At 59.9% G+C, this 22,937-nt stretch carries 25 protein-coding genes and 2 tRNA genes; 14 read left to right on the top strand and 13 right to left on the bottom strand.

Going from position 1 to position 22,937, the window contains the following annotated elements; genetic code table 11:
• Window positions 1–98: 98 nt before the first annotated feature.
• The 3 genes from ACOQOT_RS08045 (at window position 99) to ACOQOT_RS08035 (ending at window position 1,316) form a co-directional block, all read left to right on the top strand.
• Window positions 99–641: a cold-shock protein gene (locus ACOQOT_RS08045; protein ID WP_420561811.1), complete on the top strand. Its 543-nt coding sequence runs from the start codon at window positions 99–101 to the stop codon at window positions 639–641.
• A 51-nt stretch (window positions 642–692) separates the two neighbouring features.
• A complete protein-coding gene (locus tag ACOQOT_RS08040) occupies window positions 693–1,139 on the top strand; it encodes a PaaI family thioesterase (RefSeq protein WP_420561810.1) in 447 nt (148 codons plus the stop codon).
• A gap of 100 nt (window positions 1,140–1,239) precedes the next feature.
• A tRNA-Pro gene (locus ACOQOT_RS08035) sits at window positions 1,240–1,316 on the top strand.
• 70 nt (window positions 1,317–1,386) lie between these two features.
• Here ACOQOT_RS08035 and ACOQOT_RS08030 read toward each other — a convergent pair.
• Window positions 1,387–1,692, bottom strand: a complete 306-nt coding sequence (locus tag ACOQOT_RS08030; protein WP_420561809.1) for a hypothetical protein — start codon at window positions 1,690–1,692, stop codon at window positions 1,387–1,389.
• 277 nt (window positions 1,693–1,969) lie between these two features.
• Here ACOQOT_RS08030 and ACOQOT_RS08025 point away from each other — a divergent pair, with 277 nt between their 5' ends.
• Together ACOQOT_RS08025 and ACOQOT_RS08020 are read left to right on the top strand one after the other, a co-directional pair.
• Window positions 1,970–2,275 carry an ETC complex I subunit gene (locus ACOQOT_RS08025; protein WP_420561808.1) on the top strand — a complete coding sequence of 102 codons (306 nt, stop codon included), beginning with the start codon at window positions 1,970–1,972 and terminating at the stop codon, window positions 2,273–2,275.
• Between the two features lie 62 nt (window positions 2,276–2,337).
• Window positions 2,338–2,414, top strand: a tRNA-Arg gene (locus ACOQOT_RS08020).
• A 9-nt stretch (window positions 2,415–2,423) separates the two neighbouring features.
• Here the strand turns inward: ACOQOT_RS08020 and ACOQOT_RS08015 are convergent.
• The gene (locus ACOQOT_RS08015) at window positions 2,424–4,121 is read right to left on the bottom strand and encodes a SulP family inorganic anion transporter (protein ID WP_420561807.1); all 1,698 of its coding nucleotides are present in this window, start codon (window positions 4,119–4,121) and stop codon (window positions 2,424–2,426) included.
• 123 nt (window positions 4,122–4,244) lie between these two features.
• Window positions 4,245–4,832, bottom strand: coding sequence for a hypothetical protein (locus tag ACOQOT_RS08010; RefSeq protein ID WP_420561806.1), 588 nt, complete (start codon window positions 4,830–4,832; stop codon window positions 4,245–4,247).
• A gap of 293 nt (window positions 4,833–5,125) precedes the next feature.
• Between ACOQOT_RS08010 and ACOQOT_RS08005 the strand changes: the two genes are divergently transcribed.
• The 3 genes from ACOQOT_RS08005 (at window position 5,126) to ACOQOT_RS07995 (ending at window position 8,877) form a co-directional block, all read left to right on the top strand.
• Entirely contained in the window at window positions 5,126–5,911 is a 786-nt protein-coding gene (locus tag ACOQOT_RS08005; RefSeq protein ID WP_420561805.1) for a tetratricopeptide repeat protein, read from the top strand.
• Window positions 5,912–6,090: 179 nt separating this feature from the next.
• Window positions 6,091–7,470, top strand: a complete 1,380-nt coding sequence (locus tag ACOQOT_RS08000) for a DUF1329 domain-containing protein (protein WP_420561804.1) — start codon at window positions 6,091–6,093, stop codon at window positions 7,468–7,470.
• Between the two features lie 87 nt (window positions 7,471–7,557).
• A complete protein-coding gene (locus ACOQOT_RS07995) occupies window positions 7,558–8,877 on the top strand; it encodes a D-arabinono-1,4-lactone oxidase (RefSeq protein WP_420561803.1) in 1,320 nt (439 codons plus the stop codon).
• Here the strand turns inward: ACOQOT_RS07995 and ACOQOT_RS07990 are convergent, their stop codons facing one another.
• The 5 genes from ACOQOT_RS07990 to metC are packed head-to-tail and all read right to left on the bottom strand — an operon-like array spanning window position 8,878 to window position 12,910.
• On the bottom strand, window positions 8,878–9,102 hold the full coding sequence (locus ACOQOT_RS07990) for an acetyl-CoA carboxylase biotin carboxyl carrier protein subunit (RefSeq protein WP_420561802.1): 225 nt from the start codon (window positions 9,100–9,102) through the stop codon (window positions 8,878–8,880).
• A 26-nt stretch (window positions 9,103–9,128) separates the two neighbouring features.
• Window positions 9,129–10,250: a molybdenum ABC transporter ATP-binding protein gene (gene modC, locus ACOQOT_RS07985; RefSeq protein ID WP_420561801.1), complete on the bottom strand. Its 1,122-nt coding sequence runs from the start codon at window positions 10,248–10,250 to the stop codon at window positions 9,129–9,131.
• Window positions 10,247–10,945, bottom strand: a complete 699-nt coding sequence (modB, locus tag ACOQOT_RS07980) for a molybdate ABC transporter permease subunit (RefSeq protein ID WP_420561800.1) — start codon at window positions 10,943–10,945, stop codon at window positions 10,247–10,249. The genes modC and modB overlap by 4 nt, the downstream gene beginning before the upstream one ends.
• Window positions 10,942–11,745, bottom strand: a complete 804-nt coding sequence (gene modA, locus ACOQOT_RS07975; RefSeq protein WP_420561799.1) for a molybdate ABC transporter substrate-binding protein — start codon at window positions 11,743–11,745, stop codon at window positions 10,942–10,944. Before modA ends, modB begins: the two co-directional genes overlap by 4 nt.
• 1 nt (window position 11,746) lies before the next feature.
• Window positions 11,747–12,910 carry a cystathionine beta-lyase gene (metC, locus tag ACOQOT_RS07970; RefSeq protein WP_420561798.1) on the bottom strand — a complete coding sequence of 388 codons (1,164 nt, stop codon included), beginning with the start codon at window positions 12,908–12,910 and terminating at the stop codon, window positions 11,747–11,749.
• A 120-nt stretch (window positions 12,911–13,030) separates the two neighbouring features.
• Here metC and ACOQOT_RS07965 point away from each other — a divergent pair, with 120 nt between their 5' ends.
• The 4 genes from ACOQOT_RS07965 to ACOQOT_RS07950 are packed head-to-tail and all read left to right on the top strand — an operon-like array spanning window position 13,031 to window position 17,244.
• Entirely contained in the window at window positions 13,031–14,134 is a 1,104-nt protein-coding gene (locus tag ACOQOT_RS07965; RefSeq protein WP_420561797.1) for an amino acid ABC transporter substrate-binding protein, read from the top strand.
• A 16-nt stretch (window positions 14,135–14,150) separates the two neighbouring features.
• Entirely contained in the window at window positions 14,151–15,356 is a 1,206-nt protein-coding gene (locus ACOQOT_RS07960; protein WP_420561796.1) for an amino acid ABC transporter permease, read from the top strand.
• Window positions 15,353–16,477 (top strand): amino acid ABC transporter permease, encoded by a 1,125-nt coding sequence (locus tag ACOQOT_RS07955; RefSeq protein ID WP_420561795.1) that lies wholly within the window; start codon window positions 15,353–15,355, stop codon window positions 16,475–16,477. Before ACOQOT_RS07960 ends, ACOQOT_RS07955 begins: the two co-directional genes overlap by 4 nt.
• A 59-nt stretch (window positions 16,478–16,536) precedes the next feature.
• Window positions 16,537–17,244, top strand: a complete 708-nt coding sequence (locus ACOQOT_RS07950) for an amino acid ABC transporter ATP-binding protein (RefSeq protein WP_420561928.1) — start codon at window positions 16,537–16,539, stop codon at window positions 17,242–17,244.
• Here the strand turns inward: ACOQOT_RS07950 and ACOQOT_RS07945 are convergent.
• The 5 genes from ACOQOT_RS07945 to ACOQOT_RS07925 form a co-directional block, all read right to left on the bottom strand.
• Complete coding sequence (locus ACOQOT_RS07945) at window positions 17,241–17,771, bottom strand: GNAT family N-acetyltransferase (RefSeq protein ID WP_420561794.1); 531 nt, start codon at window positions 17,769–17,771, stop codon at window positions 17,241–17,243. The genes ACOQOT_RS07950 and ACOQOT_RS07945 overlap by 4 nt on opposite strands.
• A 2-nt stretch (window positions 17,772–17,773) precedes the next feature.
• On the bottom strand, window positions 17,774–18,637 hold the full coding sequence (gene sseA, locus ACOQOT_RS07940; RefSeq protein ID WP_420561793.1) for a 3-mercaptopyruvate sulfurtransferase: 864 nt from the start codon (window positions 18,635–18,637) through the stop codon (window positions 17,774–17,776).
• A complete protein-coding gene (locus ACOQOT_RS07935) occupies window positions 18,634–19,638 on the bottom strand; it encodes a cysteine synthase A (protein ID WP_420561792.1) in 1,005 nt (334 codons plus the stop codon). The genes sseA and ACOQOT_RS07935 overlap by 4 nt, the downstream gene beginning before the upstream one ends.
• A 96-nt stretch (window positions 19,639–19,734) precedes the next feature.
• Window positions 19,735–20,352, bottom strand: a complete 618-nt coding sequence (locus ACOQOT_RS07930; RefSeq protein WP_420561791.1) for an NUDIX domain-containing protein — start codon at window positions 20,350–20,352, stop codon at window positions 19,735–19,737.
• Between the two features lie 61 nt (window positions 20,353–20,413).
• Entirely contained in the window at window positions 20,414–21,646 is a 1,233-nt protein-coding gene (locus ACOQOT_RS07925; RefSeq protein ID WP_420561790.1) for a class I SAM-dependent methyltransferase, read from the bottom strand.
• A 288-nt stretch (window positions 21,647–21,934) separates the two neighbouring features.
• On the opposite strand from ACOQOT_RS07925, the gene ACOQOT_RS07920 reads away from it, so the two are divergent.
• Window positions 21,935–22,705, top strand: a complete 771-nt coding sequence (locus tag ACOQOT_RS07920; protein WP_420561789.1) for a response regulator — start codon at window positions 21,935–21,937, stop codon at window positions 22,703–22,705.
• 13 nt (window positions 22,706–22,718) lie between these two features.
• Complete coding sequence (locus ACOQOT_RS07915) at window positions 22,719–22,907, top strand: hypothetical protein (RefSeq protein ID WP_420561788.1); 189 nt, start codon at window positions 22,719–22,721, stop codon at window positions 22,905–22,907.
• The last annotated feature ends 30 nt before the right edge of the window (window positions 22,908–22,937 follow it).

The following is a 22,937-nucleotide window of genomic DNA, read 5'->3' as shown; positions in this document are numbered from 1 at the left end:
GTAGTGTTTTCACTGCGCCGTAGTGAGAAGAGCTTCGACATCGCGTACTTTAGTGCGAACGCCACGAGGTTCTGAGTGACATTGCTGTCGGGGTGGGGATGGAAGAACAAATTCAGAGTGCGGCTCACGGTACCGAACCGCTTTATGAAGTTTCCGGCGTCGTCAAATGGTTCGATCCTGTCAAAGGATACGGCTTTCTAATTCCCGATACGGGCGAAGCGGATGTGATGATCCATTTGTCCTGCCTGCGTTCGGCGGGACACGACACGCTCTCGGAAGGCACGACGCTGACATGTGAAGCGGCCAAGCGCCCGAAGGGTCTGCAGGCGGTGCGCATTCTCGAAATCGACGATACGACGGCGGTGAAGGAGCCGGTGCGCGCGGCGCAGAAATCGCCCTCGACGGCGGTTGTGCCGGTCAGCGGCTATGAGATTGCGACGGTCAAATGGTTCAACCGGGCCAAAGGCTACGGCTTCGTGACGCGCGGCGAAGGCACGCCGGATATTTTCGTGCATATGGAAACGCTGCGCCGTTTCGGTTTGCGTGAGCTGGTGCCGGGCCAGCAGGTGCGGGTGCGTTTCGGGGAAGGGCAGAAGGGCCTTGCCGTTGCCGAGATTCTGAACGCCGAACCTCATAATTGAGCCCCTGCTTTCTTGAACCTTGTTTCAGGCCCGCCAGTAAACGAGTTGAACGTGACGATAGCCGGCAGCGACACGCATCAGGAGCTGGAAGACAATCCTCCGGCGGGGTTCGAGCCGAGCCGCACGAGAGGGCCTTTCTCCAGCCATAACGGCCCTTTTTATCACAAGACCTCGGCCGAGGGTTTCTGGCACGGGCTGCGCCTGCGCCACCGGCACTGCAATTCGCGCGGTATCGTGCATGGCGGCATGCTTATGACCTTCGCAGACGGGGTATTGGCGACGGCGGTGTTCCGCGAAGTGAAGCGGCCTTCGGTTACGATGAAGATCAATGCCGAGTTTCTGGCGAGCGCCAAGGAAGGCGGCTGGCTGCAAGGCACGGCGCATGTCACGCAGGTGGACGGCGATGTGGTTTTCGTGCGCGGGCATATCGAAAGCGAAGGCCGGCAAGTGGTGGCGGCGACCGGGGTTTTCAAATTGCTGGGCGGTGAGGGCCGCTAAGCGGCCTATTCCGGTTGCGCCGGACCGAAGACCTGTGTAATCCATGCCCCATCAGGCCCTTGAGGCCCGAAGACCGGAGAGATGACCGGTCTTGCCCGGTCGGGGCATAGCGCAGTCTGGTAGCGCACCTGGTTTGGGACCAGGGGGTCGCAAGTTCGAATCTTGCTGCCCCGACCACTCTTTCCTGAGTACATCCGTCAAGTCTGAGCGGCCGGGGCCTCGCGAGGAACCTGCGTGTGCCTGGGTTTTAAGCCGCGGCGGGAAAGGCGCGGGGGGCATCGCTGCCCACCCAGTAAGCCCGGGCGAGGAGCCGTTCGACGACGGCCAGGTGATAGAAGACCTGCCCGTCGAGCTGGAATGAAGGGGCAAGTTCCAGCACACAGGCCCGGTCATGGGCGTTGAATTTCCAGGCATTCAGAAGGTCGATGAGGTCCGATTTGTGAATGAGCCGCCCGTCGCGCTGGCGCGTGTCCTGGGCGGTTGTGCCGGGCCGGGTTGGCAAGGTCCCGGACAGGCTGGAGCGGAAGGCGGAGGCGGGAAGGGGGCGTGTCATGGTCTATCCTCGACTCGAAAGACTTCTGGAGACGGTTGAAGCGGCGAACCGGTGCCGCTACGAGGGCAGAAATAGGCGCCTCGTTTGTCGGTGATGTGACAGTGACGCAATCTTCTCGCGAACCTATCGGGGCGCTTTCATGGCCCTGAAAGAGTGCTGAAATACTTGCCAAAACGGACCGGACGGGCGATACAGGCCAAGGCTGACCGAGCCGGTCCCAGGGCGTCATCCGATATGCGATCTGGGACTGGATTTAACGGCTGAAAGGGATGTTCGAATGCGCGCGCGAATTTATCGACCTGCAAAAACCGCCATGCAGTCCGGCATGGCCAAAACCCGCAAATGGGTGCTCGATTATGAGCCCGAAGAGGCCAGATCGATCGATCCGCTGATGGGCTATACGAGTTCCGGCGATATGCGCTCCCAGGTCCGGCTTTCCTTCGATAGCCGGGAAGAGGCTGTGGCTTACGCGGAAAAGCACAATATCCCTTACGATATTTATGCGCCGAAGCCCCGCCGCCCGAAGCTCAAAGCCTATGCCGACAACTTCAAGTTCGGCCGCATGGGCCAGTGGACCCACTAACGCGGCCCGGCGCCGGAGGGCCGCTTTCCGGCGCTCTTCATGCCTGTACCTGAGGCGTTAAAGGTCCCGTAGCTCAACTGGATAGAGCAGCTGACTTCTAATCAGCAGGTTGCAGGTTCGAGTCCTGCCGGGATCGCCATTTCCGTTTTTAGCCGCTTATGCCCGCCTTCGCCTCTTCGATGGTCGGGGCGAAGGAAATCTCCGGTTCTAGGATGCCGTGAGCGGCGAGCACCTTGCGGATCGCCTCCGAGGTTCCTGTAAGGATGATCTTCGTTTTGCTGGCGCGGGCTTTGCGCAGCGCGCCTTCTACGGTGTTGGCCGCCGTGGAATCGAGAAACGGCACGTCGGAGAAATCAAGGATCAGTGTTTGCGGGCGCTCGGCGATCCGGTCGAGCACGGCGGCGACCGTTGCCGCGGAGCCGAAAAAGAATGCCCCTGAAATGCGGTAGATGACGAGCCCGGGATCGGAGGCAAGGTCCGGGTCATAGGGCGCGCGGGCGCCGTTTTCCCAATCGGCCTGGTCTTCGGGGACGAAGGGGATGTGATGCTCGATGCGGATCGATTTTGCCATGCGGTTCATAAAGATCAGTGTGCCGAGGGAAAAGCCGACGATGATCCCTTCCGTCAAATCCCGGAAGATGGTGAAAAGAAACGTGGCGCTGAGCACGAGCGTATCGCCGGGCGAGGTGCGCACCAGAACCGCAATGGCGTGTTTTTCAATCATGTTCCAGGCAACGAGCACCAGAACACCGGCCAAAGCGGCAAGTGGAATATAGCTGGCAAGCGGCGCGGCGATCAGCATGAAGGCGAGCAGAAAAAGCGCATGACACATGCCCGCGACGGGGCCGCGCGCGCCGGCGCGGACATTGGTTGCGGTGCGGGCGATGGTGCCCGTCACGCAGATGCCGCCAAAGAGCGCGGAGCCCACATTGGCGGCGCCTTGCGCCACAAGCTCGCAGTTCGAACGATGCCGCCGCCCCGTCATGCCGTCCGCCACCACGGCGGAAAGCAGTGATTCAATCGCGCCCAAAAGTGTGAAGGCGAAGGCGTTGGGCAGAACGGCCCAGAAAAGCGATGCGGAAAGCTCCGGCAAAGCGGGGAGCGGCAAGGTGCGGGCAATGCCGCCGAATTTCGTGCCGATCGTTTCCACCGGCAGCCCGGTAAAAAAGGCCAGTAGAGAGGCAGCGGCAATGGCGATGAGCATGCCCGGCCAACCGGGGCGGAACGCCTTGAAGGCAAGAATAAGCGCAATGGTGAGCGCAGCGATGAAAACGGCAGCCGGGCTTACCTCCGGCAGCGCGGAAGCGGCGGCGGAGAGTTTTTCGATGAAGGAGCCGGTATCGCTTTCACCGGCGGGCAGGCCGAGCAGATCCTTGATCTGGCTGGCGAAGATGATGACGGCGATCCCGGCGGTGAAGCCGACCGTGACGGGATAGGGAATAAACTTGATATAGGTACCGAACCTCAGAAAGCCCGCGGCGGCGAGCATCAGGCCGGAGAGGAAGGTGGCTAGGATGAGCCCGTCGATCCCGTGCTGCGCCACGGTGGCGGCGACGAGCACGATGAAGGCGCCTGCGGGCCCGCCAATCTGGAAGCGGCTGCCGCCCAGCAGCGAAACGAGGAAGCCCCCGATGATGGCGGTATAGAGCCCTCTGTCGGGTGAGGTGCCGGAAGCGATGGCGATGGCCATGGAGAGCGGCAAGGCGACGATGGCGACGGTGAGCCCGGCCAGAATATCGGCTCTGAGTTCGTTGAGCCCATACCCTTCCTTCAGCACGGTCACGAGCTTCGGCGTGAAAAGCTCGGCAAAGCCGGGTGTGCCCGAGGGATCGGCGGATGATGGCATCTGGATCGCTCCTGAAGCGTACTGGAACAGGTGCAGTGGGCCGGAGGACGTTGCGGCAGGCTGGATAGATACTTCCTCCTTCAGGGGAAGCTTTGTCAAGATAGCCCTAGTTATTTTGCGGATTTAGCCGTCGAGCTTTTGGCTGACCCATTCGCGGATGACGCGGCCGACAAGCGCGTCTTCGCCGAGTTTCTGCTTTTTGCCGGAGGCTTCGCTTTCGCGGGCATATTGGCGAAGGCGCTCGGCAAGGGAGACCGGCAAAAACACCCGGAACTCGGTCAGCCTTTCCGGCCTTTCTCCCTTTGCGGGGGAGGCGGGCTGCGGGGTCAGGCATTCGGGGCAAACGGTGTTCGACCAGCCGATGCGGCTGCGGCAGGCCGGGCAGGCTTTCCAGCGCATTTGGGACTGGAAGGCCAGGACGGCGAGCGCTGCGCCGCCGGCGATCATGGCAAGCTCGCCTGACAGGGAGAGAATATCGGGCGGCACCGCGCCAAGACCTTCGCTCAGCCAGAGCCGCGGGTCGAACAGGCCGAGCAGCGCGCCTGTGGCAACCGGCAGCGCCAGCGCCAGAATTTGCAGGCAAAGCGCGAAGATGCCCCAGCCAAGCGCGCTGCGGCCCTTCACTTCATGGGCCAGATAGGCAACGCCGCCGACACAGACGGCGAGCGCGCCCAGATAAAGGGCCAGTCCGAAAAGTAAATCAGCGCTCATTCCTGCCGCCTTGACCGTGCCCGTATCCTGTCCACATTATCTCCGGACACACAACTTTGTGACGAATTATTAACTTGCTGGGAGGTTCCCCAGGGGCCGATCATAAAGGCAAGGTACTGAAGAATAAAAACAATAGGTGCCCTGCATCTGGAGTTTGCCTGCCGTTTGCGGGCGGTATGCTAACCATGTTGAAGCCGATGCCGCCTAATCAACACTGCGAGCGGCGTATCTTGGCTGGGCTTCCGGGAAACCGGAGCAGGCCGTGAATTCTGGGGATGGAAACGGGATCGGGAATGATACGCAGAACTGAAGTCAAAGCTGTAGCGCTTAACCGGGAACGGCGGGAGCGGGGTGTCAGGCTTCTCTGGGTATTTGGCAGCGCGCTGACGCTGGCTCTCGCGCTGCTGATCGGCGGGCGGGCGCTCGCGCAAAAAGCCGATGAGGCGCCTGAAATCACCGTCGATATGGCGCCGCTCGATATGCCGGTCGACGACGTGATCGAGGAAGTGCGCGAGGAAGCCGACAGCGCCGTACCGACCGAAGAGACCGGATTCCGGCTTTACCGGCGCGGGCTTTACAAGGAAGCCTTCAAGGAATGGAGCAAGGCCGTTGAAAGCGGCGATGTCGGTGCGGCATATCGCCTCGGCGAGGAATATTTCGATGCGAAAGTCGTCAAACGCGACATCGAAAAGGCGCTGAAATACTACAAGATCGGCGCAAATGGCGGGGATCCGCGCGCCCAGATGGACCTCGGTACGCTTTACGATAATGGCTGGGGCGTCGAGCGGGACATCGCGGAAGCGGCCAAATGGTACCTCGCAGCTGCTCAGCAAGGCATGGTGGAAGCGCAATATAACGTCGCGACACTCTACGAAAAAGGCGATGGGCTGGAGCTCGATCTGGAGCGGGCCTATATGTACTATCTCCTTGCTGTGGAAGGCGGATTTGCCCAATTTGCGACGACCGCGCTGGAAAATGTCTCGCGCATGATGTCGCCCACCCAGATCAAGGAGGCGACGGGCATGGCCCGGGCTTTCCAGATCAAAAACTGGGAAGAAATTCAGGCTAAGGACGGTTGAATCGGCCTTGAATCAGCTTTGAGCTGAGCCAATCAAGTCTGTATTTGCAAAAAAGTTACACTTTGCTAGACACATTGGCTTCGTCTGCTCGTTGAGTAGGCAGGACAATACTGCGCGCCAACTCCTCCCAATAAAAAACAAGCGCGCGACATATGAAACCCATGATCAGGGAGTTACAGATGTCGCTCTGTAAATCCGCAGCCATTGCGGCTGCTAATATTCTGGCTGTATTTGCTCTCAGCCTTTCCGCCCAGGCCGGTGTTTCCGAACAGGAAGCCGCACGCCTCGGCAAAGACTTGACCCCCATCGGTGCCGAGAAAGCCGGGAATGCCGACGGCACGATCCCGGAATGGACCGGCGGCCTTTCCAAGCCCCCCTCCAACGTTTCCTATTCGCCGGGTGACCATCACCCCGATCCTTATGCCGACGATGCGATCAAAATGACCATCACCGGCGCCAATGCGGATCAGCATGCGGATAAATTGACCCCGGGTCAGCTCAAGCTTCTCAAGATTTACGACACGTACAAGATGAACGTCTATCCGACGCGCCGTTCCTGTGCGTTCCCGGAAAATGTTTATGAAGCGACGAAACGCAATGCCGTGAGCGGCAAGCTGGTTGCCGATGGCAACGGCGTCGATGGCGCGCTGCTGGGCTTCCCGTTCCCGATCCCGCAGGAAGGCGTGGAAGTTATCTGGAACCACAACCTGCGTTACCGCGGCTTCAAACTGACCCGTCAGTTCGCCGCGCTGGCACCGACCACCTCGGCTCAGTTCACGCCGATCGTGGTGCAGGACCAGGTGATCTTCACTTACACGGACCCGACCAAGGAAAAGATCCAGGAACTCGACAACATCTCGCTGATGTATATGCAGAGCGTGATCGAGCCTGCCCGCCGCGCCGGGGAAATCATCCTCGTGCACGACACGATCAACCAGGTGCAGGGCCCGCGTAAGGCATGGTCTTACAACCCCGGTCAGCGCCGTGTGCGCCGCGCGCCCACGATCGCGTATGACAACCCGCAGAGCTATTCGGAAGGTCTGCAGACCGCAGACAATTTCGACCTCTATAACGGGTCGCCGGACCGCTACAAATGGGACCTGAAAGGCAAGAAAGAAAAATACATTGCCTATAACAGCTACAAGCTGAGCGCGAAGGGCATTCCTTATGCCGATATCGCCCAGCCCAAGCACATCAATCAGGACCTCGTGCGTTATGAGCTTCACCGTGTGTGGGAAGTGGAAGGCAACCTTCGTGAAGGTCACCGCCACGTCTATACGCGCCGCGTGAAGTATTTCGACGAAGACAGCTGGACCATGGCTGCGGGTGAGCTTTACGACGCTCGCGGTGAACTGTGGCGTATCCAGGAAGGTCACATGATCCAGTATTACGATGTGCCGTCCTGCTGGAACGCATCTGATGTGACCTATGACATCACGGCTGGCCGTTACGTCATTCAGGGTCTGAAGAACAACGAACCGATGATCAACTTCAATGCGGACGAGATCACCGAGGACATGTTCACGCCGGCGGCGATCCGCCGTTTGGCCACGCGCTAAGCCCCAGCGTTTAACGCGTTACTCCTTGAACCCGGCAGCTTCCCAGCTGCCGGGTTTTTTGTATGCTGGAGCCAAAGGGAGCGGGATATGGCAAAAGCAGAGCGTGAGGCATGGCAAAACTGGTCGGGCTGGGTAAACGCGGCGCCCCGCGCGCGGCTTAAGCCTAAGAGCGAGGCTGCGCTTGCCGAAGGCGTGAAGAAGGCTGAGGGGCCGCTGCGCGCTTTCGGGGCCGGGCACTCCTTCACGCCCATCGCCGCTACCGATGGCACGCTTGCCGATCTAAGCCTCCTTTCCGGGGTGGAAAGCGCCGATCTTCAGACGGGCCGCGCCTGGATCAAGGCGGGTACCAAACTGCGCGCGCTCGGCCCGCTTTTGCAGGCTGAGGGGCTCGGGCTCGCCAATCAGGGCGATATTGACGCGCAGAGCCTCTCAGGCGCTGTCGGCACGGGCACGCATGGGACAGGCAAGGAGCTGCCTTCCATTTCAGGAGCGGTGTCGGGCTTCCGTCTTGTAACCGCGAGCGGCGAGGTCCTGACTTGCAGCGAAAATGAGAACGCGGTGCTTTTTGAAGCGGGCCGCGTGTCGCTCGGCGCGTTTGGCGTCATGAGCGCCATCGAGATGGCTTGCCGTCCGGCATATAAGCTCGAAGAGAGCGGCGGGCGTATGCCGCTCGACCGGCTTTTCGCCCAGATAGATGCGCTTGCGCGTGAGAACCGGCATTTCGAGTTTTTCTGGTTCCCTTATGCCGAAGAAGCCTATGTGAAGCTCCTGAACGAGAGCGAGGCGCCGGCGGAACAAAAACGGCGCGTGCCGGAAGGTGAGAACGCGCCGTCGGATGATTTCTTCCGCGCGGCGTGCGAGCTTGCGATCCATTTTCCGGCAAAGCGCGCCGGGTTGCAGGCGCTCATGGCAGGGGCGGGCAAGCCGCTTGATCCGGCGGCACCGCGTAAAGGACATGTCTATTGGTCTCATGACGCGTTTCCGAGCGACCGGACCGTGCGCTTCAATGAAATGGAATTTGCGGTCCCGGCAGAAAACGGGCCGGACTGCATCAGGGAAGTCGGGCGCACTATGCGCGAGGCGGGGTATAATTTTCTTTTCCCGCTGGAATACCGCTATGTGAAGGGCGATGACATTTGGCTGAGCCCTTTTTACGGGCGGGACAGTGCAACTATCTCCGTCCACCAATATTTCAAGCAACCCTATGAAGGGCTTTTCCGGGAAGTGGAAAAAGTGTTCCACCGCTATGGCGGGCGGCCCCATTGGGGCAAGCTGCACTGGCTGAAAGGCGGTGAGCTTGCGGGGCTTTATCCCAAATGGAATGAATTTACGAAACTGCGCCGTGAGATGGACGCCAAGGGCAAGTTTCTGACGCCCTATATGAAAGCGCTCTTCGGCGCGGCGTGATCAGTCTTCTTCGAGAATGGCGACGACTTGATCTTCCTCGACCGGGTCTTCCTCGGCGACCAGCAACTTGACGAGTTTGCCGCTTTTTGGCGCGGCGACGGGAATTTCCATCTTCATCGATTCCAGAATGAGGATCGGCTCGTCTTCTTCGACCCGTTCACCGGGGTTGACCTCGATCTTCCAAACCTTGCCGGTGATCTCGCTTCTGACTTCGATATCCGCCACGTCGCTCTCCTTCTATCCGTTCTTTCTTATTGCGTGATTACGCCCGGCCTTGCAAGCACCGCCGTTTTGATGAGCGGCCAGACCGTTGCGCCTTCTTCGAGGCCGAGCGTGTAGACCGCGCGCCGCGTGATGCGGGCGCGCAGGAGCGGGGCGTCTTCATCTGCCGCGCAGACGAGGCAAAGGTCGCAGAGCCCGCTGCCGATGCTGGTGATCTTTTTGATGCGCGCCTTAAACGCGTTTTGAATGCTGAGGCCTTCCGGCTTGCGGGTTGTGAGTGCCACTTCGCGTGCCTGAATGCGCAGATGGCGGATGTCGCCCTTGGCAATATGGCGCGCGGGAATGAGAAACGTACCCCAGGCGGTTTCGATTTCGGCGACGTCTTCAACGGCGCTGAGGCAGCGCCCGCTCAGAAACATGACGGGCTCGGAGGTCACATCACCGGCTTGCCCGAAGAGCAGCGCCTGCACGTTTTCCCCGTTCAGCACTTCTTCGATGCCGCCCTGCGCAACGGCGCGCCCTTTATCCATGACGACAAGCCGGTCGGCAAGACGCAGACTCTCATCCACATTGTGGGTGACATAGAGCACGGGCAGTTTGAGCTTGTGGTGAAGCGCATCGAGAAAGGGCAGTATCTCACCGCGCCGTTTGGGGTCGAGGCTTGCGAGCGGTTCGTCCATCAGCAGGAGATGCGGTGCAGAAAGAAGGGCGCGGCCGATGCCGACGCGCTGTTTCTCGCCGCCGGAAAGGTGATGCGGGCGGCGCTCCAGAAGCTCGCCGAGCGCGAGAAGATCGATCACTTCATCGAAAGAGAGCGCATGAGGCACGGCGCTCGCCCGCGCGCGGCCATAGGAAAGGTTCTGCAGTACGGAGAGATGCGGGAAGAGTTTGGCATCTTGAAAAACGTAACCGATCTGCCGCGCCTCAGGCGGCTGACAGATATTTTCCGCCGTGCTGAAAAGCGGGCGCCCGTTCAAATGGATATGGCCGTCACGGGGGCGGATAAGACCGGCAATAGCATTGAGCAGCATCGTCTTGCCGGCACCCGAAGGGCCGAGCAGCGCGGTGATACCGGCTGCCGCCTCAAGCGCTACATCGAGACTGAAATCGCCTGCCTGATGGCGGATATGGGCGGCAAGTCTCACGCTCATGGCCGCGTTCCCGTGAGCCGGCGGGTCAGGAAGCGGTTACTGAGTTCGGAAAGCCCGAGCAGAGCCACGGCAAAGAGTGTCGAGATAAGGACAATGCGCCAGGCAGCTTCTTCGCCCCCCGGCAATTGCAGAGCCGAATAAAGCGCGAGCGGCAGGGTTTGCGTTTGACCGGGGATATTGCCGACGAACGCGATGGTCGCGCCGAATTCACCCAGCGCGCGGGCAAAGGCGAGGATCGCGCCGGTTAGAAGCCCGGGCGTGATGAGCGGTAACGTGACGGTCATGAAAGCGCGGAAGGGGCCTGCGCCCAGCGTGCGGGCCGCGCCAATGAGCCCGTCATCCAGCGTTTCGATGGAAAGACGCAGCGCTCGCACCAGCAGCGGGAAGCCCATGACGGCGGCGACGATGGCAGCGCCCTTCCAGGTAAAGGCGAAGGTGATACCGAAACTTTCATACAGCCAGGCGCCAATAATGCCGCGCCGCCCGAGCCCGACCAGCAGGATATAGCCGATGACGACGGGCGGCAGGACGAGCGGCAAATGAATGAGCCCGTCGAGCAGAATTTTTCCGGGGAACCGATAACGCGCCAGTGCCCAGGCAATACCGAGCGCGGGAAGGAGCGAGGCGGCCGTGCCCACGCTAGCAACAAGGAGCGAGAGGCGCAGCGCTTCGAGTTCTGCAGGTGTCAGGCTCACCGCACGGCTTCCTTCACGTCTTCGATGCGGGAAAACCCGTATTTGGCGAAGATTTCCGCTGCCTCATAGCTTTTCAGATAAGCAAAAAAACGCTCCGTGTCGGGATGGGGAGCACGGCCCAGCATGGCAAGCGGATAGGCGATGGGTGAATAACTGGTGTCCGGAAATTCCGCGGCGACGCTCACCTTATTGCTGATCAGCGCGTCGGTGCGGTAAACGGCGGCTGCGGCCGCTTCCCCGCGCTCCACCCAGGCAAGGGCGACGCGGACCGAATCCGCCGTCACGATTTGCTGGTGCACATCCCCCCAATGGCCGAGGCTTTGCAGGGCTTCCTTGGCATAGATGCCGGCGGGCACGGCATCGGGATTGGCGAGCGCAAGTTTACCATCCCCGATGCGCTTTTTAAGACTGCCCGGATCACCAAGATAGAGCGGCGCAAGGTCCTCGTTCTTCGGGACGATCAGCACCAGCTTGTTGGTGAGAAGCGATGTGCGGTTTTGCGGGGCGATATGGCCGCGCGCTTCCAGCCAATCCATCCACCGTTCATTTGCCGAGAGAAAAAGCTGCGCGGGCGCGCCTTGGTCGATCTGACGGGCGAGAGTGGAAGAGCCGGCAAAGACGGTCGTCACGGCGCAAGCCTCTTCGATACCAAATTGCGCGGCGATTTCCCTCACCGCTTCCGTGGTGCTGGCAGCGGCATAGATGGTCATGGGCTCGCAGGCGGCCTTTGCTGCCGGTGCGCCGATTATCAAAGAGAGCGCGAAAGAAAGCCCGAAGAGAAATGTGCCGCGCCGCATCATATTATTTTTCCTTATTCAGGCGCGCGAAACCGGCGTCTAGATCGGCGGTCAGATCGTCGATATGCTCGAGCCCGGCATGGATGCGCAAAAGCGGGCCCTCTTCTTTCCATTCCGTCGCGCTGCGATGGGGCTCTGCCGGCACAATTAGGCTTTCATAGCCGCCCCAGGAATAGCCCATGCCGAAAAGCTCCAGCCCATCGAGCATAGCGGCGAGCGCCTTTTCCGGCACCGGATGCAGCACGGCAGCGAAAAGCCCACTTGCCCCTTTGAAGTCCCGTTTCCAAATGGCGTGTCCTGGGTGATTTTCAAGCGCGGGGTGAATGACCTCTTTTACTTCCGGGCGCTGTTCCAGCCAGCGGGCGAGGGCGATCCCCGTTTCCATATGCTGGCGCAGACGCACGCCCATGGTGCGAATGCCGCGAAGTGCGAGATAGATATCATCGGGCCCGGCGGTCACGCCCAAATGGCCATGGCCGCGCAATGTCGCTTTGAAGCTGCGCTCGTTGCAGGTGATCGTGCCCATCATCGCGTCGGAATGGCCGACGATATATTTCGTCGCCGCCTGAATGCTTATGTCCGCGCCGTTTGCAAAGGCATCGAAGAAGAGCGGTGTCGCCCAGGTATTGTCGAGCATGACGATGGCGCCTTTCGCATGGGCGGCCTCGGCGATGGCGGGCAGGTCCTGGACTTCAAATGTTTGCGAGCCGGGCGTTTCGGTAAAAACCACGGCGGTATTGTCCTTCATCAGCGCTGCGATATCCGCGCCGATCAGCGGATCGTAAAACTCCACTTCCACGCCATAGCGGCGAAGCATCTGCTCGCAGAAGGTACGGGAAGGGCCATAAACCGAATCCGTCACCAGCAAGTGATCGCCGGCTTTCAGATTTGCAAGCAGCGCTGTCGAAACGGCGGAAAGGCCGGAAGGGGTGATGACGCAGCCATGCCCGCCTTCCAGCTCGCACATCGCGTCCTGCAGCGCCTCGATGGTGGGGGTGCGGCGGCGGCCATAGGTGTAAGGCTGGCTTGCCTCTTTCAGCACTTTCATCGTCGGATGAAGGATGGTGGAGGCGTGATAGACGGGCGGATTGATGATGCCGTGATTCTCATCCGGCTTTCTGCCGCTCGTCACCAGCAGCGTTTCGGGTCTTTTCTCGCCTTTCTTCATGCCTTTGCGGCTCCCTGCCTATGATCTTGCGCGGCTTCGGTGTAAGAATAGCGGTCAAATCGGTAAGCAGAAAGAGAAGCGGCGCTTTTCGCCGCCAGACGGGCTTTGCGGGGGTAGGGCATGCGCAATCAGGCTCCGGCCTTGATCTTCGGCATCGTTTTCGGTGCCTTGTTGGTTTATCTGTTCTTGCCGGGCGCACCATCCGGCCCCGCCCGCGATGCGCAGGAGCTTAGCAAGGCGGAGCAGGAAAACCTTGCGCCGGAGGCGGCCCGCGGCGGCACGCTGCGCGTGGTGCGGGAAAGAGGCGAGCTTCTATGCGGGGTGAGCCAGGGCTTGCCTGGTTTTTCTAATCCGGACGACGAAGGTGACTGGCGCGGCATCGATGTGGATGTCTGCCGGGCCATGGCCGCGGCTATTTTCGGTGACGCCTCGAAGGTCCGGTACCGGGCGCTTTCGGCGAAAGAACGCTTCACTGCGTTGCAGGCTGGTGAGATAGACGTCCTCTCGCGTAACACCACTTGGACGCTGACACGGGACACGGTGCTCGGGCTCGATTTTGCCGGGATCACTTATTATGACGGCCAGAGCTTCATGGTACGCCGGGACCTCAAGGTTTCCAGCGTGCTGGAACTGGACCAGGCAACGATCTGCGCCAATACGGGCACGACGACGGAGCTGAATGCGGCGGATTATTTCCGCACCCATGGGCTCGAGTTCGAGATGGTGGTCTTCGAAAAGACCGACGAAGTGATTGCCGCTTACGATGCCGGGCGCTGCGAGGCCTATACGACGGATGCCTCCGGTCTTTATGCGGAGCGGCTGAAGCTCAAGAACCCGGACGAGCACATTATCCTGCCGGAAGTTATTTCCAAAGAACCTCTTGGGCCAGCCGTGCGTCAAGGCGATGACCGCTGGGCCGACATTGTCCGCTGGACGCTTTACGCGATGATCGAGGCCGAAGAGCTGGGCGTGAACAGCGCCAATGCCGAGCAAATGAAAAAGAGCGACAATCCCTCGATCCGCCGCTTGCTGGGCGTTGAAAATTCCTACGGACAGAATCTCGGCCTGCGCGGCGACTGGGCGTTTCAGATCATCACGCAGGTCGGCAATTACGGTGAGATTTTCGAGCGCAATGTCGGTAAGAACACGCCGCTCGGCATTCCCCGGGGCCTGAATGCGCTCTGGACCAATGGCGGGCTGATGTACGCCATGCCGGTCCGGTGAGTGCGGGATGGGCTCGATGATCAAGTCTTGGGTTTCCAACGTTATTGGGCTTTCTGGCGCTGTTGGGCTATCCGACGACAACGCGCTGGCGCGCGGTTTTCAGGACCCGCGCATTCGCGGCTGGATCATGCAGGCCGCTGTGCTTCTGCTTGCCGCGCTCGGTATTTTCGAGCTGGTGCAGAACACGGTCCTTAATCTGCAAAAAGCCAATATCGCTTCCGGGTTCGGTTTTCTGGAAAATCCGGCAGGCTTTGCGATCAATTTCAGCCTGATCGATTATTCAGCTCAGTCCGACTTTCTGCGGGCGTTTTTCGTCGGCGTGCTGAACACGCTGCTCGTTGCCGTGCTGGGCATTATGCTTGCGACGCTGATCGGCTTTTCCGTCGGCATCGCGCGGCTCTCGCCCAATTGGCTGGTGGCGCGCCTGGCCGGGTTTTTCATCGAAACTTTGCGCAATATCCCGCTGCTCTTGCAGCTCTTCTTCTGGTATTTCGTCGTCCTGCAGCTTTTGCCCTCGCAAGCCGAAAGCCTGACGCCGGGCGGCGGCATCTTTCTCAACAATCGCGGTCTTTTCGTACCGCGGATTTTGTGGGAGGCGGGCACCTTCGCGCCATTCTGCGTGGCGCTTTTCGCCAGTCTGCTGCTTGGCTTTTTCGCCCGCAAAAGATTTGCGTTTGAAGGCTGGAAGGTGCTTGGCATTGCGGTACTGCCGCCGCTCTTGCTGCTTCTGGTGTTGGGCTGGCCGCTTTCGCTCGATATGCCGGTGCTGGAAGGGTTCGGCTTTCAGGGCGGTATCTCGCTGATCCCGGAATTCATTGCGCTGCTGCTGGCGCTGTCCATCTATACCGGCGCCTTCGTGGCGGAGAATGTGCGCTCTGGTGTGCAGGCGGTGCCCAAAGGCCAGGTGGAAGCGGCAAAGGCGCTGGGGCTTCCCTCAGGGCTTATCATGCGCAAGATCATTCTGCCCCAAGCCATGCGCGTGATCGTGCCGCCGCTCACAAGCCAGTATCTCAATCTGACGAAGAACTCCTCGCTTGCCGTCGCGATCGCTTATCCCGACCTTGTGCTCGTCTTTGCGAATACCGCGCTTAGCCAGGTGGGCCAGGCGGTCGAGATCATCGCCATGACCATGGCGGTCTATCTTCTGATCAGCCTTGGCACGTCGCTCTTTATGAATTGGTACAATGCGCGCCTTGCGCTGAAAGAGCGGGGGGTGGCATGAGCATGGAAACTTACGTCAAAACCCGCCGTCACCCGGCGCTGCCTGCGCCAAGCCGCCAGACGGGTTTTATCGGCTGGATGCGCCGTAATCTTTTCTCAAGCGCGGGCAATACGATCACGACGCTTGTGTGTGCTGCGATCATCGCGCTGACCGTGCCGCCGTTTTTCAATTGGGCGGTGCTCGATGCCGTTTGGTATGCAAGCGATGGCAGCCTGTGCCGGGCAGAGGGCGCGGGGGCGTGCTGGGCCTTTGTGGAAGCGAAATTCGGGCAGTTCATCTATGGGCGCTACCCGGCGGAGGAAATATGGCGGCCTAATCTCATTCTACTGCTCTTCTTCCTCAATCTTGCCGCCGTGCTCACCCCGCGCATGCCGTATAAGGGCTGGCTGGCGGCAACGCTGCTGTTCATTTTTCCCATGTTTGCCTGGGGCGTTCTTCACGGGGGCAAGTTCGGGCTTTCGGTTGTGGAGACCTCCGATTGGGGCGGGTTGCTACTCACGCTCGTCATTGCGCTTTCCGGTATTCTCGCCTCTTTGCCGCTCGGTATTTTGCTGGCGCTTGGCCGGCGCTCGAAGCTGCCGGTCATCCGCACGCTTTCCGTCCTCTTTATCGAGTTCTGGCGCGGCGTGCCGCTCGTCACGGTGCTTTTCATGGCAAGCGTCATGCTGCCGCTCTTTCTGCCGGAGGGAGTGACGTTCGATCTGCTGCTGCGGGCGATTATCGGCGTTGCGCTTTTTGCCTCCGCCTATATGGCCGAAGTGGTGCGCGGCGGTCTGCAAGCCGTGCCTGCCGGGCAATATGAAGCGGCTAAAGCGCTCGGTCTTTCCTATTGGCAGATGATGGGCCTTATCGTGCTGCCGCAAGCGCTGCGTGTCGTCATTCCCGGTATCGTCAACACGTTTATCGGGCTTTTCAAAGATACGACGCTGGTACTGATCATCGGGCTTTTCGATTTTCTCGGGATCATCCGCGCCAATTTTACCGATGCCAATTGGGCATCCCCTAATACCGCGGCAACGGGCTATGTCTTTGCCGCCTTCATTTTCTGGATGTTCTGTTTCGCCATGTCGCGTTATTCGCTCTACATGGAAAAACAACTGAGCCAGGGCGAGCGCCGCTAGACCGGAACGAGGAGAGAGTTTTGCCGCAATCCGCCGACCCGATCATTCAGATCGAGAACATGCATAAATGGTTCGAGGATTTTCACGTTCTGCGCGACATCAATCTGAACGTGAAGGAAGGCGAGCGCATTGTTATCGCGGGCCCATCTGGTTCGGGCAAATCGACGCTCATCCGCTGTATCAACCGCCTGGAAGCGCATGATCAGGGCCGCATTGTCATTGACGGGATCGAGCTCACCGAAAATCTGAAGCGGATCGACGAGGTGCGCCGGGAAGTCGGCATGGTCTTTCAGGACTTCAATCTCTTTCCCCATATGAGCGTGCTGGAAAACTGCACGCTGGCGCTCATTCATGTACGCGGGATGGCGCAGGCAGAAGCGGAAGAAACGGCCATGGGGTATCTGGAGCGCGTGCGCATCCCGGAGCAGGCGGACAAGTTTCCCGGCCAGCTTTCCGGCGGCCAGCAGCAGCGTGTCGCAATCGCCCGCTCGCTCTGCATGAACCCCAAGATCATGCTCTTCGATGAGCCGACGTCGGCCCTCGATCCGGAAATGATCCGCGAGGTGCTGGACGTAATGACGGATCTTGCCGGGTCCGGCATGACCATGCTTTGCGTCACGCATGAAATGGGTTTTGCGCGGGAAGTCGCGGACCGGATGATCTTCATGGATGAGGGCGAGATTATCGAAATCGCGCCGCCGGAAACTTTCTTCACGAACCCGCAAAGTGAGCGGACGAAAGCTTTCCTCAGCCAGATTATCGGTTAGAAGCCCGGTCCTTCGCCGTCATCTTCAAGTTCCACTTCCTCCTGCGCGTAAGGCACGAAACCGTGGCGCTGATAAAGCGGCAGGGCGCGGGGATGGTCGAGCGTACAGGTCTGGATGGTCACTTTGCTCGGGCTGCGGGCCCAGGCGGCATGCAGGGCCTCGCATAGCAAAAAACGGCCGAAGCCGCGGCCGATAAATTCCGGCACGATGCCAAGGAAAGAGAGTTCGGCGCGCGGCAGATGCCGGAAATCGAGCTCGAAGAACCCTGCCGGATTGCCGTCGATATAAAGGACGTAAATTTCTACATTGGGTGAGTGGACGATGGCGCTGAGCGCGTCGTCGTCCATCTTCTTGCGGTGCACCCAGACATGGTTACGGCCCACCACATGATAGAGATAGCGGTAGAAATGGATGGGCATCTCTACGGTGCGGAAAAGCGCGTAATGGCCGAAAGGCGGCGGGCAATGCGCGTGCGGGTTCTCGCGCATTTCCAGATGTGTCACCGTCGTTCGGTAGCGTTTCGGCATTTTCAGCCTGTTTCAATCGGCGCATCCGGCTGCGCCGCCCATTCCGCCCATGATCCGTCATATAGGGCAAGATCGTCTTTGCCCAAATGGGTGAGCGCGAGATAAAGCGCGGCGGCGGTTACGCCGGAGCCGCAAGTGGTGACGACCGGCTTTTCGAGCGCAAGCCCTGCGTGTTTGAACAGCGCTTTGAGCTCGCTTTTCGGTTTTACCGTGCCTTCCGGTGTTGCCAGCGCGTCGAAGGGCAGGTTGAGGCTGCCCGGCATGTGGCCGGAGGCAAGGCCGGGGCGCGGCTCAGGCGCTGTACCTTCAAACCGGCCTTTGGAGCGGGCATCCAGGATTTGCGCATTGCCGCTTTCTAGAAGGCCGCGCATTTCATCGAGTGTGCGCAGGTTTTCTTTGCGCAGGCGCGCCGCAAAGTGCTTCGCCTTTTTCTCCGGCCAGCCGGCTTTCACATGGCGGTGTTCCGCCTGCCATTTTTTGAAGCCGCCATTCAGCACGGAAACTTTCTCGTGCCCCATCGTTTTGAACATCCACCAGACGCGCGGCGCGCTCATCAGGCCTGCCGTGTCATAGACGATGATGTGATCTTCATTGGAAAGGCCGAGCTTGCCCGCCGCCTCTGCAAAATCTTCAGGAGCCGGCAGCGTGTGCGGGTAGGGGCTTGTGTCGTCGCTCACCGCGTCGATATCGAAGAAGACGGCGCCGGGAATGTGTTCCGCCTCGAACTCGGCTTTCGGGTCCCGGTTCATTTGCGGCAGATACCAGGACGCATCGACCGGTTTGACGTCGGGCTCGCTTAAATGAATGGCGAGCCACTCGGTTGTCACGAGCGCGGGGATGGTGCGGGTATCGGCGGCGGCGCTCATTTGTCCATCCATGGCGGCACCGGCAGGCCCTGTTCCTTCAGGAAGGCCGGGTTGAACATCTTGCTTTGATAGCGGTTCCCGTAGTCGCAAAGGATCGTCACGATCCGGTGGCCGGGGCCCATCTTTTTCGCCAGGCGGATGGCGCCGGCGACGTTGATGCCCGTCGAGCCGCCCATGCAAAGGCCCTCATGCTGGAGAAGATCGAAGGCAATGGGCAGGGCTTCGGCATCGGGTATCTGGAACGGTTCGTCAATGGGCGCGCCTTCCAGATTAGCGGTGATGCGCCCCTGGCCGATGCCTTCGGTAATGGAGCTGCCTTCGGCTTTCAGCTCGCCATGGGCGTAATAGTTGTAGAGCGCGGCGCCCATCGGGTCGGCGAGACCGATCACGATGTCTTTGTTGCGCTCTTTCAGTGCCATGCCGATGCCCGCAAGCGTGCCGCCGGTGCCCACGGCGCAGATGAAGCCGTCCACCTTGCCGTCCGTCTGGTCCCATATTTCCGGGCCCGTCGTTTCGATATGGCCCTGGCGGTTGGCGACATTGTCGAACTGGTTTGCCCAGATCGCGCCATTGGGTTCTTTTGCAGCCAGCTCTTCGGCAAGGCGGCCGGAATACTTCACGTAATTATTGGGGTCCTTATATGGCACCGCCGGAACTTCGATGAGCTCGGCGCCGCAGAGGCGCAGCATGTCTTTCTTTTCCTGGGACTGCGTCTCGGGAATGACGATGACGGTCTTAAAGCCCATGGCATTGCCGACAAGCGCCAAGCCGATGCCGGTATTGCCCGCGGTGCCTTCCACGATTGTGCCGCCCGGGCGCAAGGTGCCCTTGGCGATCGCATCCTTGATGATGAAAAGCGCGGCCCTGTCCTTGACCGATTGACCGGGGTTCAGAAATTCCGCCTTGCCCAGAATTTCGCATCCGGTTTCCTCGGAGGCTTTTTTCAGGCGGATCAGCGGGGTATTGCCGATGGAATCGATCAATCCGTTTTTTATTTTCATGAGATCGTCCTTAGAGGGCCGGCGCGGCCGGTTCTTCGTGATTTTGCTTTCCCGAAAGTAACCCTCGTTTCCGCCCGCTTCAAGGCTGGGCGGGCCTCACAGCAATTTGTCCTTGTTGGCCGCAAGCCAATGGAGGAGAAGGGCTGTTTTGACGTCTTCGATGCGCCCGTCGCTCACGGCGGCAAAGGCCTCATCGAAAGGAACGACCAGCGCCCGGATGTCTTCGTTTTCCGAGGCAAGGCCGTGAAACCCGCCGACCTGGGAGAGATTGGCCGTGGCCGCGAAGAGATGGCTCTTCTCGCCCCAGGCGCCGGGGGAGGTATAGCCGCTCATAACGGGGACGAGTTTGCCGATGCGCGCGCCGGTTTCCTCTTCCGCCTCGCGCCTTGCGGTCTCGCCGGGGTCTTCGCCTTCGTCGATCATCCCGGCGATACATTCGATCACCCAAGGGCGCTCTGCCCGCTGAAAGAGGCCGACCATGCGCAGCTGCTCCGTCAGCACTACCGCATCGAGCGCCGGGTCCCAGGGCAGCACGCTTGCGGTGTTGCGCACCGCGTGCATCTCCCGCTTCACCGTGCCCGACCAGCTGCCGTCATGGCGCTTGTGGCGGTATTCATAGATCACCACACGGCCCCATTCGCGCCACACGGTTTCCTCGCGCAGCACCTCCACGTCACCGGGGCCGTAGCTTGCTGGGGTGAGTTTCAAATCCATGCCTGGCCTCTTCACATTCACTGAACGACGTGATGAGGCTGCCTGTGAGGTAAGGCCAAGTCTAGTTTTTTGCGAGAGTGAGCTGCGTCACGTCGATGTTCCCGGCGCGGAAACCGGCTTCGCAATAGGCTAGGTAATATTCCCACATGCGCTTGAAGCGTTCATCAAAGCCCATGGGCTGAATTTCCGGCCAGGCTTCCAGAAAACGGTCGCGCCAATGGGCGAGCGTCTTCGCATAGTCGAGCCCAAAATTCAGATTGTCTTTCCAGTCGAGCCCGGCGGAGGTCACTTCGTCGCGCAGCGCTTTGATGGAGGGCAGCATGCCGCCCGGGAAGATATAGCGCTGAATGAAATCGACGCCGCTGCGGTAGGAGGGGAAGGATTTGTCATCGATGGTGATGATCTGCAGGCCCGCAAGGCCGCCTGGCTTCAGGCATTCGCCGATCTTGGAAAAATAGGCCGGCCAATAGCGCTCACCCACCGCCTCGAACATTTCGATGGAGGCGATGCGGTCATATTTCTCCGGCACGTCGCGGTAATCCTGATAGCGGATTTCCACCCGGTCCTGCAGCCCCTCGCGCGCCATGCGGGCGCGGGCAAATTCCAGCTGCTCCTTGGAGATTGTGATGCCGGTGACGCGGCAGCCGATTTCCTTTGCGGCAAACTCGGCAAAGCCGCCCCAGCCGCTGCCGATTTCAAGCACATGATGTTCGGGGCGCAGGTCGATGCGCTTGGCGAGCGAGCGGTATTTATTGAGCTGCGCGGCCGTCAGATCGTCATTCGGCGTTTCGAACTTGCCAGAGGAGTACGTCATGGTCGGGTCCAGCCAGCGCATATAGAAGCTGTTGCCGAGATCGTAGTGATATTCGATGTTCTTCTTCGCATTGCGCCGGTTGTTATGGCGCAGGAGATGGCCGATACGCCCGGCAATCCGGGCAAGCTTCAGCCCGTTGCGGCTTTGGCTCAGCGCATGCCGGTTGGCGGCAAAGAGCTGGAGAAAAACCTCGATCCGCGGGCTTTCCCAGAGACCGCGCAAATAGGCCTCCGCCGCGCCGAGATCGCCGCCCGTTACGATATATTTTGCGAAATCATAATCCCGGATATGCAGCTCGGCATCGGGGCCGGACTCAGCGCCGGCGAAACGGATTTTCCGGCCGTCGGGTAATTCCACTGTCAGGCTGCCAGATGTGATGTGCGCGGCGATTCGCAGGATCATGCGTGTCAGCCACGGAATATCCTTCATGGCCGCCAGCTTGGCCGCGGTGACGTCAACAGGAACCTGGGACTCAATCATGCCAACTCCCTCCCTAACATCACGGATCAGTGTAGAAGAAAGAAACGGGGCCTGACACCATGATTTTGCTTGGCATAGGCGCTTGGTGCGCCAATTCGCCCGTCATTTACGAACAAAAGCGAACAAAAGATCATATTCGGCGTTATCTCCCCGGGTTTCTGCTCAACTCGGGGCGCTTGTTTTGGTGCCGTTAGTCGTAAAAACTTTTGTTTTTCAATTAGTTGACCCTAGGGGCCGGCTCTGCCATTTTTGCGCGGCGCAAAAGCTCGACGGGTTAGGGGCGGCATCATGCTGACAAAGGAAATCAATATCCTGCGGCAATATTTGCGGGCACTGACCAATGACCAGCTTCTGGGCGATGAAGTGGCCCGCAGTGCTTTAGCTGAAATCAGTCTCGAACCCTTCGAAGCCATGCCGGAATCGGCGCGCTTGCCGCTGCTTTTTCAATCCGTCTACGAAATCTGGAATAAGGCGCATGAAGCGCCGCAATCGGCCCGGGTGTTTTCCAATTCCGCGCTCCTGCAAAGCGTCTCACCGGAACAGGACCTCAGCCGCCAGATACTGCTGATGGTCGATGTGCTGGGTTTTCCCATTCAACTCGCCGCGCAGATCGTCGATCAATCGCTGGAAGTGACGGAAGCCTTTCTCGATACTGCGCGCGAGCGCACCAATGTCGCCCTGGAAGGAACTGCGATCATCATCGAGGACGAGCCGTTGATTGCCGAGGAAATTGCCGATCTTGTCAGCGCGCAAGGCGTGAAGGTGCTGGGCAAGGCGCGTACGAAAAACGAGGCGGTTGCGCTCGCAGAGCGTGTGCATCCCGATCTTCTGCTCGCCGATTATGACCTGGGCAAAGGCGGGACAGGACTCGATGCGGTGAAGGAAATCACGGCGGATCAGGATACCGTGGCCATCTTCATCACCGCCTATCCCGACGACGTTTTGACCGGTGAAGACTTTGAGCCTGCTTTTGTGGTCACGAAGCCTTATCGTGATCAATCTATCAAGGCCGCGCTGTGGCAAGCTTTGACGAAGCCGCGCGCCGCGCTTGTGGAGTAGGGGGGAACTTCGGTTGGAAAAGAGGGTAGTCAAACTTCAGCTCTTGCTGACGGATTCCGAGTTGGAAGAGATCGACGATTACCGTTATGGCAACCGGGTGCCGTCGCGTTCCGAGGCTGTGCGTATCTTGCTGGAACAAAGCCTGCAGCGCTGGAGGCAGGAAACGGGAACGCCGGAAGGCAAGAAGGACGAGCGGGACTAACGGGCTGGTGAGCTGACGGGCACGCCGGGG

Source organism: Tepidicaulis sp., assembly GCF_965222285.1.
GTDB lineage: Bacteria > Pseudomonadota > Alphaproteobacteria > Parvibaculales > Parvibaculaceae > Tepidicaulis.
Note: the sequence above shows the minus strand (reverse complement) of the source record. Positions and strands in the feature narration are given on the sequence as shown.

Coding starts and splice junctions, on each gene's coding strand:
- ACOQOT_RS08045 (WP_420561811.1), top strand. CDS start 99: ATGGAAGAACAAATTCAGAGTGCGGCTCACGGTACCGAACCGCTTTAT.
- ACOQOT_RS08030 (WP_420561809.1), bottom strand. CDS start 1,692: ATGACACGCCCCCTTCCCGCCTCCGCCTTCCGCTCCAGCCTGTCCGGG.
- ACOQOT_RS08025 (WP_420561808.1), top strand. CDS start 1,970: ATGCGCGCGCGAATTTATCGACCTGCAAAAACCGCCATGCAGTCCGGC.
- ACOQOT_RS08015 (WP_420561807.1), bottom strand. CDS start 4,121: ATGCCATCATCCGCCGATCCCTCGGGCACACCCGGCTTTGCCGAGCTT.
- ACOQOT_RS08010 (WP_420561806.1), bottom strand. CDS start 4,832: ATGAGCGCTGATTTACTTTTCGGACTGGCCCTTTATCTGGGCGCGCTC.
- ACOQOT_RS08005 (WP_420561805.1), top strand. CDS start 5,126: ATGATACGCAGAACTGAAGTCAAAGCTGTAGCGCTTAACCGGGAACGG.
- ACOQOT_RS08000 (WP_420561804.1), top strand. CDS start 6,091: ATGTCGCTCTGTAAATCCGCAGCCATTGCGGCTGCTAATATTCTGGCT.
- ACOQOT_RS07995 (WP_420561803.1), top strand. CDS start 7,558: ATGGCAAAAGCAGAGCGTGAGGCATGGCAAAACTGGTCGGGCTGGGTA.
- modC (WP_420561801.1), bottom strand. CDS start 10,250: ATGAGCGTGAGACTTGCCGCCCATATCCGCCATCAGGCAGGCGATTTC.
- modA (WP_420561799.1), bottom strand. CDS start 11,745: ATGATGCGGCGCGGCACATTTCTCTTCGGGCTTTCTTTCGCGCTCTCT.
- metC (WP_420561798.1), bottom strand. CDS start 12,910: ATGAAGAAAGGCGAGAAAAGACCCGAAACGCTGCTGGTGACGAGCGGC.
- ACOQOT_RS07965 (WP_420561797.1), top strand. CDS start 13,031: ATGCGCAATCAGGCTCCGGCCTTGATCTTCGGCATCGTTTTCGGTGCC.
- ACOQOT_RS07960 (WP_420561796.1), top strand. CDS start 14,151: ATGATCAAGTCTTGGGTTTCCAACGTTATTGGGCTTTCTGGCGCTGTT.
- ACOQOT_RS07955 (WP_420561795.1), top strand. CDS start 15,353: ATGAGCATGGAAACTTACGTCAAAACCCGCCGTCACCCGGCGCTGCCT.
- ACOQOT_RS07950 (WP_420561928.1), top strand. CDS start 16,537: ATGCATAAATGGTTCGAGGATTTTCACGTTCTGCGCGACATCAATCTG.
- ACOQOT_RS07945 (WP_420561794.1), bottom strand. CDS start 17,771: ATGCCGAAACGCTACCGAACGACGGTGACACATCTGGAAATGCGCGAG.
- sseA (WP_420561793.1), bottom strand. CDS start 18,637: ATGAGCGCCGCCGCCGATACCCGCACCATCCCCGCGCTCGTGACAACC.
- ACOQOT_RS07935 (WP_420561792.1), bottom strand. CDS start 19,638: ATGAAAATAAAAAACGGATTGATCGATTCCATCGGCAATACCCCGCTG.
- ACOQOT_RS07930 (WP_420561791.1), bottom strand. CDS start 20,352: ATGGATTTGAAACTCACCCCAGCAAGCTACGGCCCCGGTGACGTGGAG.
- ACOQOT_RS07925 (WP_420561790.1), bottom strand. CDS start 21,646: ATGATTGAGTCCCAGGTTCCTGTTGACGTCACCGCGGCCAAGCTGGCG.
- ACOQOT_RS07920 (WP_420561789.1), top strand. CDS start 21,935: ATGCTGACAAAGGAAATCAATATCCTGCGGCAATATTTGCGGGCACTG.